General features: G+C 70.6%; 13 protein-coding genes. 7 read left to right on the top strand and 6 right to left on the bottom strand.

Features of this window, described 5'->3' with window-relative positions; all coding sequences use genetic code 11:
* Nucleotides 1-25: 25 nt before the first annotated feature.
* Entirely contained in the window at nt 26-1,717 is a 1,692-nt protein-coding gene (gene ligB, locus FHR97_RS08380; RefSeq protein WP_183383332.1) for an NAD-dependent DNA ligase LigB, read from the bottom strand.
* Nucleotides 1,718-1,819: 102 nt separating this feature from the next.
* The gene (gene metK, locus FHR97_RS08375) at nt 1,820-3,040 is read right to left on the bottom strand and encodes a methionine adenosyltransferase (RefSeq protein WP_183383331.1); all 1,221 of its coding nucleotides are present in this window, start codon (nt 3,038-3,040) and stop codon (nt 1,820-1,822) included.
* 369 nt (nt 3,041-3,409) lie between these two features.
* Between metK and tkt the strand changes: the two genes are divergently transcribed.
* Complete coding sequence (gene tkt / locus FHR97_RS08370) at nt 3,410-5,413, top strand: transketolase (RefSeq protein ID WP_183383330.1); 2,004 nt, start codon at nt 3,410-3,412, stop codon at nt 5,411-5,413.
* Between the two features lie 106 nt (nt 5,414-5,519).
* Here tkt and FHR97_RS08365 read toward each other — a convergent pair whose 3' ends face one another.
* The 3 genes from FHR97_RS08365 to FHR97_RS08355 form a co-directional block, all read right to left on the bottom strand.
* Nucleotides 5,520-6,572, bottom strand: coding sequence for a class I fructose-bisphosphate aldolase (locus FHR97_RS08365; protein WP_183383329.1), 1,053 nt, complete (start codon nt 6,570-6,572; stop codon nt 5,520-5,522).
* 245 nt (nt 6,573-6,817) lie between these two features.
* Nucleotides 6,818-7,210, bottom strand: coding sequence for an Hsp20/alpha crystallin family protein (locus tag FHR97_RS08360; RefSeq protein ID WP_183383328.1), 393 nt, complete (start codon nt 7,208-7,210; stop codon nt 6,818-6,820).
* Between the two features lie 30 nt (nt 7,211-7,240).
* Nucleotides 7,241-7,699 (bottom strand): Hsp20/alpha crystallin family protein, encoded by a 459-nt coding sequence (locus tag FHR97_RS08355; protein ID WP_183383327.1) that lies wholly within the window; start codon nt 7,697-7,699, stop codon nt 7,241-7,243.
* A gap of 182 nt (nt 7,700-7,881) precedes the next feature.
* Here FHR97_RS08355 and FHR97_RS08350 point away from each other — a divergent pair, with 182 nt between their 5' ends.
* The 5 genes from FHR97_RS08350 to FHR97_RS08330 all read left to right on the top strand — a co-directional run bounded on the left by FHR97_RS08350 (nt 7,882) and on the right by FHR97_RS08330 (nt 12,405).
* Nucleotides 7,882-8,916 (top strand): type I glyceraldehyde-3-phosphate dehydrogenase, encoded by a 1,035-nt coding sequence (locus FHR97_RS08350; RefSeq protein ID WP_183383326.1) that lies wholly within the window; start codon nt 7,882-7,884, stop codon nt 8,914-8,916.
* Nucleotides 8,917-8,953: 37 nt separating this feature from the next.
* Complete coding sequence (locus FHR97_RS08345) at nt 8,954-10,117, top strand: phosphoglycerate kinase (protein ID WP_183383325.1); 1,164 nt, start codon at nt 8,954-8,956, stop codon at nt 10,115-10,117.
* 73 nt (nt 10,118-10,190) lie between these two features.
* Complete coding sequence (gene fba / locus FHR97_RS08340) at nt 10,191-11,255, top strand: class II fructose-bisphosphate aldolase (protein ID WP_183383324.1); 1,065 nt, start codon at nt 10,191-10,193, stop codon at nt 11,253-11,255.
* Nucleotides 11,256-11,311: 56 nt separating this feature from the next.
* Nucleotides 11,312-11,620, top strand: a complete 309-nt coding sequence (locus tag FHR97_RS08335; RefSeq protein WP_183383323.1) for a hypothetical protein — start codon at nt 11,312-11,314, stop codon at nt 11,618-11,620.
* 200 nt (nt 11,621-11,820) lie between these two features.
* Entirely contained in the window at nt 11,821-12,405 is a 585-nt protein-coding gene (locus FHR97_RS08330) for a COG4315 family predicted lipoprotein (RefSeq protein WP_183383322.1), read from the top strand.
* On the opposite strand, the gene FHR97_RS08325 is transcribed toward FHR97_RS08330, so the two are convergent.
* The gene (locus FHR97_RS08325; protein ID WP_183383321.1) at nt 12,402-12,689 is read right to left on the bottom strand and encodes a DUF4235 domain-containing protein; all 288 of its coding nucleotides are present in this window, start codon (nt 12,687-12,689) and stop codon (nt 12,402-12,404) included. The two genes, FHR97_RS08330 and FHR97_RS08325, sit on opposite strands and share 4 nt — an antisense overlap.
* A gap of 193 nt (nt 12,690-12,882) precedes the next feature.
* On the opposite strand from FHR97_RS08325, the gene FHR97_RS08320 reads away from it, so the two are divergent.
* Nucleotides 12,883-13,914, top strand: coding sequence for a sodium:calcium antiporter (locus tag FHR97_RS08320; protein ID WP_246403850.1), 1,032 nt, complete (start codon nt 12,883-12,885; stop codon nt 13,912-13,914).
* Nucleotides 13,915-14,038 lie beyond the last annotated feature (124 nt).

The following is a 14,038-nucleotide window of genomic DNA, read 5'->3' as shown; positions in this document are numbered from 1 at the left end:
AGGAGGCGGCAGGAAAAGCGGACAATCAACGCTGGGCCTCGAAGCCGTCGATCCCCGCCGCCGCCAGCCGCCGTGCCAGGTGCGTGACCTCGGGGTGGCCGAAGAAGGCGCGCAGGTCCGCGCTGCGTACCGGCCCCAGCCCGGGCAGCGCGCGCCAGGCCGCCTCGCGTCGCCGGGCCAGGGTCGCCCAGTCCGGCGCCACCCCGGCGTCCCAGCCGGGCGGCGCGCCCAGCGCCTCGAGCCAGGCGGCGAAGGACCGCCGGCGGGCCGCGGCGAAGGCCGCCGCCAACCGCCGCGCCCGCACCTCGCCGATGCCCTCCGCCCGGCGCAGCGCGCCGGGGGACAACGCCAGCCAGTCGAGCACCCCCTCGAGATGCCCCGCCGCCACCAGGGCACGCCAGGTGCCGGCCCCCAGCCCCGGCAGGTCGAGGGCCTCGGGACCGGCCAGCCATTCCAGGCGCGCGAGGAACTGCTGCTCGCAGCCCGGTGCCGGGTGCCAGCAACTCAGGCCGTGGTAGGCGGCGGGGTCCGGGGGCGACACGGCGGCACGTTCGACGGCTCGCCAGGCCACGCCCTCGAGGCGCGGGATGGTCGCACCGGCCAGGGCGATGACCACCCGGTCGCCGGGGCGGATATCGAGACGCTCCCAGCGTTCCAGCGAGCCGGCGGAGACCCGGCGGATGGTGCGGCCGTCGAGGTCGACCGGCCGCAGCTGCAGTAGCGGCGTGATGCGCCCGGTGCGGCCGATGCGGAATTCCACGCCGCGCACCGCCGCCAGCGCCTCCCGGGGCGGATACTTCCAGGCGGCCGCCCAGTCCGGCGGCGCCGGCCGCCAGTCGCGCCCCGGCGGGCGGCGGCCCCGCTTGAGCACCACCCCATCCGTGGCGAAGGGCAGAGGGTCGCGGTACCAGGCCTCGCGCCAGCGGCCGGCCGCTGGCGCCCCCTCGACCGGCCGGGTCCAGCGGGCGGTGTCGGGAAAGCCCAGGGCCTCGAGGCCTGCCAGGCGGGCCGGCAGGGTCGCCGGCCCATCGGGCCAGCCCCACACGAAGAGGCCGACCTCGCCGGCCAGGCTCGCGTCGAGCCGCTCCCGCGCCAGCCACCCCGCCACCGTGCTGCGCGCCCCGGCGCCGCCGCGCTCGGCCTGCACATGGCCATCCAGGCGCCGGTACAGCTCGCCCTGCAACACCACCCTGGCCGGCGCCCCGTCCGGCAGCCGCCCGGGCACCGCGGGAAGGCGCCGGGCCCGGGCCGTCCAGTCCTGGCCCGAACGGCCGTCGCCGCGGCTGATGGCGCGGACGAGCCGTCCCCGCTCATAGAGCAGGGTCACCGCCACGCCATCCACCTTGGGCTGGATCCAGGCGGGCCCGTGACGGGCCAGCCAGGCGCGCACCGCGTCACGGTCCGCGAGCTTGGTCAGCCCCGTCTGGGCCACCGGATGGGACAGTTCGCCGGCCGGGCCGGTCGTGGCGGGTGGGGAGGCGGGGGCCTGGCCGGGGAAGCAGCGCCGCCAGGTGCCGAGACGCTCGACGGCCTGGTCGTACACGGCGTCGCTCACCGACGAGCGGCCGTCGCGGCGATAGGCCGTGTTCCAGGCCTCGAGGCGGGCCTGCAGGGCGGCGAGCTCGCCCCCGGCGCGAGCGGACGACCAGTCCGGGCATGCGGCCGACAGGGGGGCCGCGAGCAGGCAACCGAGCAACAGGAGCAGCAGGCGGGCCATGGCGAGGCCTCCCGAGAGGGACTTGCCTCGACCCTAGACGAGGGCCCCGCGCGGCGCTGCCGGCGGGGCCCTCAATCGGCGTGCGAGATCACCGACAGAGCGTCAGAGGCCGGCGGCGTCGCGCAGCGCCTGGGCGCGGTCCGTCTTCTCCCAGGGGAAGGCGGTAAAGGTCTCGGTATGCTGCTCGCCCTGGGTATCGGTCCAGGTATAGCTGGTCTCGAAGGGCTCGCGACCGAAGTGGCCATAGGCCGCGGTCAGCCGGTACATGGGGTGCAGCAGGTCGAGCATGCGGGTGATGGCGTTGGGCCGCAGATCGAAGTGCTCGCGAACCAGCTCGACGATGCGCTCGTCGCTGATCTTGCCGGTGCCGAAGGTGTTCACCGACACCGAGGTCGGCTCGGCCACGCCGATGGCGTAGGAGACCTGGATCTCGCAGCGCTCGGCCAGGCCGGAGGCGACGATGTTCTTGGCCACGTAGCGGCCGGCATAGGCGGCGCTGCGGTCGACCTTGGACGGATCCTTGCCGGAGAAGGCGCCGCCGCCGTGGCGAGCCATGCCGCCGTAGGTGTCGACGATGATCTTGCGCCCGGTCAGGCCGCAGTCGCCCACCGGGCCACCGATGACGAACTTGCCGGTGGGGTTGATGTGGTACTGGGTGGTCTCGGTGAGCCACTCGGCGGGGATCACCTGCTCGATGATCTCGCGCTGGACCATGCTGCGCAGCTCTTCCTGGTCGATGTCCGGGTCGTGCTGGGTCGACAGCACCACCGCATCCACGCCACAAGGCTTGCCGTGCTCGTCGTAGCGGAAGGTCAGCTGGCTCTTGGCATCCGGGCGCAGCCAGGGCAACAAGCCGTGGTGGCGCAGCTCGGCCTGGCGCTCCACCAGGCGATGCGCGTAGTGGATCGGCGCCGGCATGAAGGAGTCGGTCTCGTCCGTGGCGTAGCCGAACATCAGGCCCTGGTCGCCGGCCCCCTGGTCCTCGGGCTTGGTGCGGTCGACGCCCTGGGCGATGTCCACGCTCTGCTTGCCGATCAGGTTCAGCACGCCGCAGGTCTCGCCGTCGAAGCCGACATCCGAGGAGGTATAGCCGATGTCCAGGATCACCCGGCGCACCAGGTCCTCCAGGTCGACCCAGGCCGAGGTGGTGATCTCGCCGGCGACGATGGCCACCCCGGTCTTGACCAGCGTCTCGCAGGCCACCCGGGCGTTCTTGTCGCGGGCGATGATGGCGTCGAGCACCGCATCGGAGATCTGGTCGGCGATCTTGTCCGGGTGTCCCTCGGACACGGACTCGGAGGTGAACAGGGAGTATTCGCTCATGGCGTCCTCGACCCTCTACATGGTGGGATGACGGCGTCTGGGCTCGAAGCCAGGATAACGGTGGGCACCGCCACGGGGCAGCGGCGCGGCGCGCCAGGGCCCGGGCGGACCGGCTGGGAGCGGATTCTACACCCTCGCCGCGGCCCTTCCTAGCGACAGCGACACGCCGAGCGGCGCCCCGGGCGGCCTCCTCCGAGCTACCCGGCCGCCGCACATTTGAAGGCCGGGCCCATCTCGGCGACAATAAGCGACCGAATTTGACCGCGCCGCCCGCGTCTCGCGGCGCATCCCAGCCAGGATCCACGTCCGGCCACCCCCCGGCCCGACCGTGTCATTGCTACTATTGCCGCAGGCGAGGAGCTGACCCCCATGCCATCCCGTTTCGAACTGGCCAATGCCATTCGCGCCCTGTCCATGGATGCCGTCCAGAAGGCCAAGTCCGGCCACCCCGGCGCCCCCATGGGCATGGCCGACATCGCCGAGGTACTGTGGAACGACTATCTGCAGCACAATCCGGCCGACCCGCACTGGCCCGATCGCGACCGCTTCGTGCTGTCCAACGGCCATGGCTCCATGCTGCTCTACTCGCTGCTGCACCTGTCCGGCTACGAGCTCGGCCTGGAGGAGCTGCAGAACTTCCGCCAGCTCCACGCCAAGACCGCCGGCCACCCGGAATTCGGCTACGCCCCGGGCATCGAGACCACCACCGGGCCGCTGGGCCAGGGCCTGGCCAACGCCGTGGGCCTGGCCATCGCCGAGCGCACCCTGGCCGCCCAGTTCAACCGTGACGGCCACACCATCGTCGACCACTACACCTACTGCTTCCTGGGCGACGGCTGCCTGATGGAGGGCATCTCCCACGAGGTGTGCTCGCTGGCCGGCACCCAGGGGCTGGGCAAGCTGATCGCCTTCTACGATGACAACGGCATCTCCATCGACGGCGAGGTCGAGGGCTGGTTCACCGACGACACCGCCAAGCGCTTCGAGGCCTACGGCTGGCACGTGGTGCCCAACGTCGACGGCCACAAGCCCGACGAGGTCAAGGCCGCCATCGAGCTGGCCCGCAGCCACGACGACAGGCCCAGCCTGATCATCTGCAAGACCATCATTGGCTTCGGCGCGCCCAACAAGCAGGGCAAGGAAGAGTGCCACGGCGCGGCGCTGGGCGAGGACGAGGTCGCCGCGGCCCGCGAGCAGCTCGACTGGCCCCACGCGCCCTTCCACGTGCCCGAGGAGATCTACCGGGGCTGGGATGCCACCGAGGCCGGCCAGTCCCGCCAGGCCGCCTGGCAGGAGCGCTTCGAGCGCTACGCCGCGGCCCATCCGGCGCTGGCCCGGGAGTTCAGTCGCCGCATCAAGGGCGAGCTGCCGACGGAACTGACCAGCGAGGCGCTGATCGAGCAGGCCCAGGACAAGGGCGAGGCCGTGGCCTCCCGCAAGGCCTCGCTGGCCTGCCTCAACGCGCTCGGCCCGCAGCTCCCCGAGCTGCTCGGCGGCAGCGCCGACCTGGCGCCGTCCAACCTGACCTTCTGGCAGGGCGCCCAGGTGATCTCCGCCCAGGAGCCGGGCGGCAACTACCTGCACTACGGCGTGCGCGAGTTCGGCATGGCGGCAATCATCAACGGCATCGCCCTGCATGGGGGCTTCGTGCCCTACGGCGCGACCTTCCTGATCTTCATGGAGTACATGCGCAATGCCGTGCGCATGGCCGCGCTGATGGGCGTGCGGGCGATCCACGTGTTCACCCACGACTCCATCGGCCTGGGCGAGGACGGCCCCACCCACCAGCCGGTGGAGCAGCTGACCACCCTGCGCTCTACGCCGAACCTCTCCACTTGGCGGCCCTGCGACGCCGTGGAGACCGCCACGGCCTGGGACGCCGCGCTCAAGCGCCAGTCCGGCCCCAGCGCCCTGGTGCTGTCGCGCCAGGGGCTGCCCCACCAGGCCCGCACCAGGCAGCAGGTGGCCGAGATCCAGCGCGGCGGCTATGTGCTCAAGGACTGCGAGGCCACCCCCGAGCTGATCATCATCGCCACCGGCTCCGAGGTCGCCCTGGCCATGGACGCCGCCACCGCCCTCGGCGAGAACGGCCGCGCGGTCCGGGTGGTCTCCATGCCGTCCAGCGACGTCTTCGACGCCCAGGACGCCGAGTACCGCCAGCGGGTGCTGCCGGCGGAAGTCGGCAACCGCATCGCCATCGAGGCCGGCCACCGCGACTTCTGGTACAAGTACGTGGGCCTCGAGGGCCGCATCCTCGGCATGACCACCTTCGGCGAGTCCGCCCCGGCCGGCGACCTGTTCAAGTACTTCGGCTTCACCGTGGAGAACCTGGTGGCCGAGGCCGAGCAGCTGCTGGAGGATGCCGACGACTGATCGCGGCGTCACGGCACACGCAAAAGGGCACGGCTTCGGCCGTGCCCTTTTGCGTTGGGGCCCGATCGGTCATCGTCGGGCCCCAACCGCGATTGCCTCGGCTGGCTCAGGCGAGGGTGATGGACTCGTCCAGATACACATCCTGGATGGCGTTGAGCAGCTCGACGCCCTCGGCCATGGGCTTCTGGAAGGCCTTGCGTCCGGAGATCAGACCCATGCCGCCGGCGCGCTTGTTGATCACCGCGGTGCGCACCGCCTGGCCCAGGTCGCTGGCCCCGCCCGAGGCGCCGCCGGAGTTGATCAGCCCGGCCCGCCCCATGTAGCAGCTCGCCACCTGGTAGCGGGCCAGGTCGATGGGATGGGACGAGGTCAGCTCGTCGTAGACCCTGTCGTGGGTATGGCCGAAACCGATGTCCCGGTAGCCGGCGTTGGTCTCGGCCATCTTCTGCTTGACGATGTCGGCCTTGAGGGTCGCCGCCAGGTGAATGGCCTGGCCGGTGAGGTCGGCGGCGGTGTGATAGTCGCGGCCCTCGCGCTTGAACTCGGGGTTGCGCAGATAGGCCCAGAGCACCGTGACCATGCCCAACTGGTGGGCACGCTCGAAGGCCTCGCTGATCTCGGTGATCTGGCGACGGCTCTCCGGCGAACCGAAGTAGATGGTCGCCCCCACCGCCACGCAGCCCATCTCGAAGGCCTGCTCGACCTGGGCGAACAGCGTCTGGTCGTAGGCCGCCGGGTAGGTCAGCGTCTCGTTGTGGTTGAGCTTGAGCAGCATGGGGATCTTGTGGGCATACTGCCGCGCCACCGAGGCCAGGCCGCCCAGGGTCGAGGCCACGGCGTTGCAGCCGCCCTCGATGGCCAGCTCGACGATGTTGGCCGGATCGAAGTAGATCGGGTTGGGCGCGAAGGAGGCCCCGGCGGAGTGCTCGATGCCCTGGTCGACCGGCAGGATGCTGAGATAACCGGTGCCGCCCAGCCGGCCGTGGTCGAACAGGGCCTGCATGTTGCGCAGCACATGGGGCTGACGGTCGCTGTGGGCCATCACCCGGTCGATGTAGTCCGGGCCCGGCGCGTGGATCGACGCGGCCGGAATGCCCCGGCACTCGTGGGTCAGCAGGCTTTCCGTCTCGTTGCCGAGCAGCTGCGCTATATCGGTCATCGCTCCCTCTCTCCTTGATGGTTGACTGACGGGTGATCGATGCTACCCCTCTAGCCTAGAGCAAGCGGCGGCCGCCGACAGCCCTTCGGCGGGGCAAAACCGCCGCAGACTGCCCCGAGCCGAATCAGACTTGTCGTCGTGCTTCTCCGCTACCGTACTGAATCGGTGACAGGCGTGACGGGCACGCCGCGGTCGGTGGCCAGGCAAGAAAAAGCCCCCTGGGCGGGGGCGGGAAACGTGCCGGCTCAGGCCGGCTTGACGTCGATGCGGCGCGGCCGGTAGGTCTCCTTCCTGGGCAGCACCAGGTGCACCACGCCCTGGTCGATGCTCGCCTGGATACCCTCCACGTCTATCTCGTGGCTCAGGGTGAAGCGACGCGCGAAGCGCTGGGCGCGCACCTCGGCGTAGATCGAGGTCAGCCCCTCGGGCACTTCCAGGGCCACCTCGCCCTCCAGGCTCAGCACGTTGTCGTTCACCTCGACGGACAGGGTGTCACGCTGCACCCCGGGCATGTCGGCGATCAGGTGCAGGGCGCTGCCCTCCTCGTAGATGTCCACCGGCGGCAGCAGGGCATCCGCCCGCCGCTCGCGCCGTTCGACCGGTGCACGGCTCTCTTCACGTTTGGCGACTTCACTCATGACGACTCACCTCCTCTGGATGCACCGTCTTCAGGACGCATGGATGTCGATGCGGCGCGGCTTGAGCTCCTCGCGCTTGGGCAGGACCACCTCGCAGACGCCGTTGCGGAAGCGCGCCTCGGCGCGGTCGGGGTCGAGGCCCTGAGGCAGGGACACGGAACGGCTGAACTCGCCGGTCGCCCTCTCGCGCCGGAAGAAGGTACGGCGCTCGCCGCCCTCCTCCTCGGTCACGCCGGCCCGCCGGCCGCTCAGGGTGAGCACGTTGTCCTGCAGGCTGACCTCGAGCTCCTCGGCGGTGAGCCCGGGGGCGAACACATAGACCCGCACCGCGTCGTCGGTGCGCCCCACGTTGATCATCGGGAAGCTGCCCCGGGGCACCGAACGAATGTCGGCGGCACCGGGCTCGGGCCACATCTCGTCGAAGAAGCGCCGGAACCAGTCCGTGCCGGGCGCCCAATCGGTATCGAACCGCCTGAGATCTCCGAACATGTCGAACACCTCCTGATCACCTGCTGTGGTTGATGTCGTGAGGGCAGGGCCCCCCGCCCTCCACTAGCTGAGATAGGTACACCCGGGCGGTTTTCAAGGGGTCGGGTGGCCGCGACGACGGGCGCGAATTGCGGTAGAATCGCCGGTTTGTGTGCAACGCTTCTGGAGTCCCCGACAACGTCATGGCCCTCCGCATCGCCATCAACGGTTACGGCCGCATCGGCCAGTGCGTGCTGCGTGCGCTCATCGAGCGCGACGAGCCGGCGCTCCAGGTGGTGGCCATCAACGAGCTGTCGGGCCTCGACACCATCGCCTACCTGACCCGCTACGACACCACCCATGGCCGCTTCCCCGGCCATGTCGAGGTGGACGACGACCGCCTGGTGATCGACGGCCGCGCCATCCGGGTGCTCAGCGAGCCCGACGCCGAGCGGCTGCCCTGGGAGGCGCTGGGCATCGACCTAGTGCTGGAGTGCTCGGGCAGCTTCAAGGACCGCGCCACCGCCGAGCGCCACCTGGCGGCCGGCGCCGGCCGCCTGCTGTTCTCCCAGCCGGCCGAGAGCGACGTCGACGCCACCATCGTCACCGGCATCAACGACGCCGACCTGGCCCCGGGCTGCCGCATCATCTCCGCGGCCTCCTGCACCACCAACTGCCTGGTGCCGGTGCTCACCGTGCTCGACGAGGCCCTGGGCATCGAGCATGGGGTGACCACCACCATCCACTCGGCGATGAACGACCAGCCGGTGATCGACTCCTATCATCAGACCGACCTGCGCCTGACCCGCTCCGCCATGCACTCCATCGTGCCGGTGGATACCGGGCTGGCGCGGGGCATCGACCGCTTGATGCCGCACCTCCACGGCCGCTTCGAGTGCCTGCACGTGCGGGTGCCGACCATCAACGTCTCGGCCATGGACCTGTCGCTGTGCGTGCGCACCGACACCTCGGCCGGGGCGGTCAATGCCCTGTTGCGCGAGGCCACCCGGACCCGGCTGGCCGGCCTGCTCGGCTACACCGAGGAGCCCATGGCCTCGGTCGACTTCAACCACGATCCGCGCTCCGGTATCGTGGACGCCACCCAGACCCGGGTGGCCGGCGGCCGCCTGATCAAGCTGATGTGCTGGTTCGACAACGAGTGGGGCTTCGCCAACCGCATGCTCGACGTCGCCGGCCGCATCGCCAGGCTGGGCCCGGTGCCCCCCGCCGACGCCTGACTTCCCTTCGGTTTTCCCAGACGAGGAACCTGCTTCCATGAACGTGCGCAAGATGACCGACCTCGACCTCCGCGGCCAGCGGGTGCTGATCCGCGAGGACCTCAACGTGCCCGTCAAGCACGGCCAGGTGACTAGCGACGCCCGCCTGCGGGCCTGTCTGCCGACCATCACGACCGCCCTGGAGGCCGGCGCCAAGGTGCTGCTGATGAGCCACCTGGGGCGGCCCACCGAGGGGGAGCCGGCCGAGGAGTTCTCGCTGGCCCCGGTGGCCGACCACCTGGGCGGCCTGCTGGAGCGCCGGGTGCGGCTGGTCAAGGACTACCTGGACCAGGAGGTCGCCCTCGAGGACGGCGAGGTCGCCCTGCTCGAGAACGTGCGCTTCAACGCCGGCGAGAAGAAGGACGACGAGACGCTGGCCCGCCAGTACGCCGCCCTGTGTGACGTCTTCGTGATGGACGCCTTCGGCACCGCCCACCGGGCCCAGGCCTCCACCCACGGCGTGGCACGCTTCGCGCCCGCCGCCTGTGCCGGCCCGCTGCTCGCCAGCGAGCTCGAGGCGCTGGAGAAGGCCCTGGCCACGCCGAAGCGGCCGATGACTGCCATCGTCGGCGGCTCCAAGGTCTCCACCAAGCTCGAGGTGCTCACCGCGCTGTCCGAGAAGTGTGACCGACTGATCGTCGGCGGCGGCATCGCCAACACCTTCATCGCCGCGGCGGGCTACAACGTCGGCAAGTCGCTGCACGAGGCCGACCTGATCGACCAGGCCAAGGCGCTGATGGCCAAGGTCGAGATCCCGCTGCCCTCCGACGTGGTGGTGGCCACCGAGTTCTCCGAGAGCGCCACCGCCGTGACCAAGCCCGTCGACCAGGTGCAGGATGACGAGATGATCCTCGACATCGGCCCCGAGACCGCGGGACGCCTGGCCGAGCAGCTCAAGGCCGCCGGCACCATCCTGTGGAACGGCCCGGTGGGCGTGTTCGAGATCGACCAGTTCGGCCACGGCACCGAGGCGCTGTCGCTAGCCATCGCCGAGAGCGACGGCTTCTCCATCGCCGGCGGCGGCGACACCCTAGCGGCCATCGACAAGTACGGCATCGCCGACCGGGTCTCCTACATCTCCACCGGCGGCGGCGCCTTCCTCGAGTACGTGGAAGGCAAGACCCTGCCGGCCGTGGCGGCCCTGGAAGCGGCGGCCCGCTGACCCCTCCCCCATCCATTGAGACCGGACGCGGCGCCGGCCCGCCGCGTCCCATCACGCACGACAAGGTAACTTCATGGCACTGATCAGCATGCGCCAACTGCTGGACCACGCCGCCGAGCACGGCTACGGCGTCCCGGCCTTCAACGTCAACAACCTCGAGCAGATGCGCGCCATCATGGAAGCCGCTGACGAGACCGACTCCCCGGTGATCGTCCAGGCCTCCGCCGGGGCCCGCAAGTATGCCGGTGCCCCCTTCCTGCGCCACCTGATCCTGGCCGCCGTCGAGGAGTTCCCGCACATCCCGGTGGTCATGCACCAGGACCACGGCACCAGCCCCGCGGTGTGCCAGCGCTCCATCCAGCTGGGCTTCTCCTCGGTGATGATGGACGGCTCGCTCAAGGAAGACGGCAAGACCCCCGCCGACTATGCCTACAACGTCGACGTCACCCGGCGCACCGTCGAGATGGCTCATGCCTGCGGCGTCTCTGTCGAGGGCGAGCTGGGCTGCCTGGGTAGCCTGGAGACCGGCATGGCCGGCGAGGAAGACGGCGTGGGCGCCGAGGGCAAGCTCGACCACGACCAGTTGCTCACCGACCCGGAAGAGGCCGCCGACTTCGTCAAGGCCACCGGCGTGGATGCCCTGGCCATCGCCATCGGCACCAGCCACGGCGCCTACAAGTTCACCCAGCCGCCCACCGGCGACACCCTCTCCATCCAGCGCATCAAGGAGATCCACGCCCGCATCCCCGAGACCCACCTGGTGATGCACGGCTCCTCCTCGGTGCCCCAGGAATGGCTGGAGATCATCAACGAGTTCGGTGGCGCCATCCCCGAGACCTACGGCGTGCCGGTCGAGGAGATCGTCGAGGGCATCCGCCACGGCGTGCGCAAGGTCAACATCGACACCGACCTGCGCCTGGCCTCCACCGGTGCCGTGCGGCGCTTCCTGGCCCAGAACCCGGCCGAGTTCGACCCGCGCAAGTTCCTCAAGGTCAGCACCGCGGCCATGAAGGAGGTCTGCAAGGCCCGCTACGAGGCCTTCGGCACCGCCGGCCACGCCTCGCGGATCAGGCCGATCAACCTCGAGGAAATGTTCCTGCGCTACGAGCGCGGCGAACTGGAGCCGCGCGTCGAGTAAGCGCCCCTCCGCCCACCGGCATCGCGCCGGTGGGCACCTCCCCTGTGGACCCCGCCATGCACAATCTCTGGATCCCCGTCGTCGCCATCCTCGTCGCCGCCGGCCTGATCTTCGGCGGCCAAGCGGTCTCCGAGGCCAAGCGCGACGCCCAGGTCGCCGCACGCATCGCCGAGCGCCTCGACACCCCCCAGCGCGTCGACCTCTCGCACCTCACCGAGGTCAACAAGGGCTATGGCCTGTGCGGCGACTACGCGCTGCCCGGCGGCCCCACCGCCCGCTTCTACTACCACACCGTCACCGAGCGCCTGACGCTGGATGACACCGCCCCCCTCTACCGCAGCAACTGCGCCCGCCTCGACCGTTGAGACGCCTCGGCGGCGCGGGTAGCGACCCTGCCGCTCCGTCACGCCGCTCGAGTTCGCCGCAGGCGCGGTGGCCATGCCGACGCCCCTGTGCGGCGAGATGACGACGGGCTGATCCCGCCCGGTGCATCGAGACGCCCGAGCAGACGACACCGCGGGACCTGTCCTAGAGTGGAGATGACGTCTTCAAAGGGGAGAGCGAGATGAAGGGACGAATACCACGCGCGGGATCCGTCTTCCTGCTGGCCACGCTGCTGCTGGCGGCCCCCGTCACCCTGCAGGCGGCGTCGGAGACGGCGACGGATGACGCGGTGGCGGGCCAGGAGGCCGACGAGGCCACCAAGGACCTGGAGAGCGTGCCCGAGCCGGTCGAGCAGGCCCGGCTCGAGACGCGACAGCAGGCCGACTACGGGCCCTACCTCACCGACCGGGAGGGCATGAGCCTGTATATGTTCGCGATGGAGGAGCCGGGGGGTGGCAGCCACTGCACGCAGTCCTGCGCCATCGCCTGGCCGCCCTACACCACCCGCCAGGCGCCCCAGGCCGGCGAGGGCATCGATGCCGACAAGCTCGGCACCATCGAGCGCGAGGACGGCACCCGGCAGGTGACCTACGCCGGCTGGCCGCTCTACTACTTCAGCGGCGACAAGGAGGCCGGCGACGCCCTCGGCCAGGATGTGCTGCACCTGGGCGCGCCCTGGTACCTGGTCTCGCCGGCGGGCGAGAGGATCGAGCAGGGCCAGCGCCAGTCGGCCCCCGACGCGCCGGAGGCGAATCCCGAAGACTAGTCTCCCGGGTGCTTCAGGGCGCGCCTCGGCCGGCGGCGCTCGCTGCGGCGGCGTGCCTCATCGCCCAGGCGGTGGCCGACCACCCTGGCCACCCCGACCAGGGCACCGCTCGCCATGCCCCAGACCAGGGCCTCCCGCCACCGGGTATCGCGGCGTCCGGGGTTCTCCGGCGGGGCGGCCCCGGCGGTCTTGCGGTAGGCCTCCCGAGCGGCGTGCCGGGTCAGCAGGCCGGCGCCGATGACGGCCGTATAGCCGACCACCGACCAGAGCATTGTGCGTTTCATGACTTGACGGCCTCCGGGGGAACGCTGTGGACTGGCGACTCAGTGCCGCCCCTCCCTGAGTATCATGGCAGGATGCCACCATACTAGCCCAGCGCCCTTCAGCAGGAGCCGACATGTCCGACACCCCCAGCGCCCGGGCGGCATGCGCCGGGCGATACGCGCCCCGCCCACCCCGTACGACGGGGGCCTTCCCTTGCTGACGGAACTCGCCCTCGGCACCGCCGTTGCCCTGTTCGTCGGTTGCACCCTGGTGATCGGCGTGGCGGGCACCCGGCTGGCCCATATCGTCGACGACCTCGCCGATCGCACCGGCCTGGGCGAGGCCATCGCCGGGGCCGTGCTGCTGGGCATGGCCACCTCCTTGTCGGGGCTGGTGCTGTCGGTCTCCGCGGCGCTGGCCGACCGCCCCACCCTGGCCATGAGCAATGCCCTGGGCGGCATCGCCGTGCAGACCCTGTTCCTGACCATCGCCGACCTGGTCCATCGGCGCGCCAACCTGGAGCATGCCGCCGCCTCCATCGGCAACCTGATGCAGGGGGGGCTGCTGCTGTGCCTGCTGGCGCTGGTGCTGGTGGGTCGCTTCGCTCCCGAGTGGACCCTGTGGCAGGTGCACCCGGTGACCCCGCTGCTGTTGTTGGCCTACCTGTTCGGGCTGCGCCTCGCGGATCGCACCAAGGAAAGACCCATGTGGCGCCCGGCCCAGACCCGCGAGACACAGCCCGACATCCCCGACGAGCAGGCCATGAACCGCTCGGCCCCGGGCCTGTGGCTGAGCTTCCTGGGTCTGGCCATGGCGCTCGGGGCGAGCGGCTGGCTGCTCGAGCGCGCCGCCTCGGTGATCGCCGCCGAGACCGGCCTCGGCCAGTCGGTGGTGGGCGCCCTGATGACCGCGGTGGTGACCTCGCTGCCGGAGCTGGTCACCTCGGTGGCGGCGGTGCGACGGGGCGCCCTGACCCTGGCCGTGGCCGGCATCATCGGCGGCAACGCCTTCGACACCCTCTTCGTGGCCGCCTCGGACGTCGCCTATCGGGGCGGGTCCATCTATCACGCCATCCCCGACCCGGTGGCGCTGTGGGTCGCCCTGTCGCTGCTGATGACCGCCATCCTGATGGTGGGGATGATCCACCGCGAGAGGCTGGGGCCGGGCCGCATCGGCTTCGAGAGCCTGGCCATCGCCGGCTGCTACCTGGCCGGCGTGCTGTCCCTGCTGTTCGCCTCCGGCTGAGACCGTCTCCCCCGGGAGACGGGGCCTGCAACTTTGAAAACAGTGTTCACAAAATGGGGAAACTGGGCTTTAATGAATTCTGAGCGCTGCCGATATGACACAATAGCGTTCATAACTTCCTGAC

It is taken from the genome of Halomonas stenophila, assembly GCF_014192275.1.
GTDB classification, from domain to species: Bacteria; Pseudomonadota; Gammaproteobacteria; order Pseudomonadales; family Halomonadaceae; genus Halomonas; species Halomonas stenophila.
The sequence above is the reverse complement of the archived record's forward strand: the minus strand, read 5'-3'. Positions and strand labels throughout refer to the sequence as shown.

Coding starts and splice junctions, on each gene's coding strand:
- FHR97_RS08355 (WP_183383327.1), bottom strand. CDS start 7,699: ATGTTCGGAGATCTCAGGCGGTTCGATACCGATTGGGCGCCCGGCACG.
- FHR97_RS08325 (WP_183383321.1), bottom strand. CDS start 12,689: ATGAAACGCACAATGCTCTGGTCGGTGGTCGGCTATACGGCCGTCATC.
- fba (WP_183383324.1), top strand. CDS start 10,191: ATGGCACTGATCAGCATGCGCCAACTGCTGGACCACGCCGCCGAGCAC.
- tkt (WP_183383330.1), top strand. CDS start 3,410: ATGCCATCCCGTTTCGAACTGGCCAATGCCATTCGCGCCCTGTCCATG.
- FHR97_RS08360 (WP_183383328.1), bottom strand. CDS start 7,210: ATGAGTGAAGTCGCCAAACGTGAAGAGAGCCGTGCACCGGTCGAACGG.
- FHR97_RS08365 (WP_183383329.1), bottom strand. CDS start 6,572: ATGACCGATATAGCGCAGCTGCTCGGCAACGAGACGGAAAGCCTGCTG.
- FHR97_RS08330 (WP_183383322.1), top strand. CDS start 11,821: ATGAAGGGACGAATACCACGCGCGGGATCCGTCTTCCTGCTGGCCACG.
- metK (WP_183383331.1), bottom strand. CDS start 3,040: ATGAGCGAATACTCCCTGTTCACCTCCGAGTCCGTGTCCGAGGGACAC.
- FHR97_RS08345 (WP_183383325.1), top strand. CDS start 8,954: ATGAACGTGCGCAAGATGACCGACCTCGACCTCCGCGGCCAGCGGGTG.
- ligB (WP_183383332.1), bottom strand. CDS start 1,717: ATGGCCCGCCTGCTGCTCCTGTTGCTCGGTTGCCTGCTCGCGGCCCCC.
- FHR97_RS08350 (WP_183383326.1), top strand. CDS start 7,882: ATGGCCCTCCGCATCGCCATCAACGGTTACGGCCGCATCGGCCAGTGC.
- FHR97_RS08335 (WP_183383323.1), top strand. CDS start 11,312: ATGCACAATCTCTGGATCCCCGTCGTCGCCATCCTCGTCGCCGCCGGC.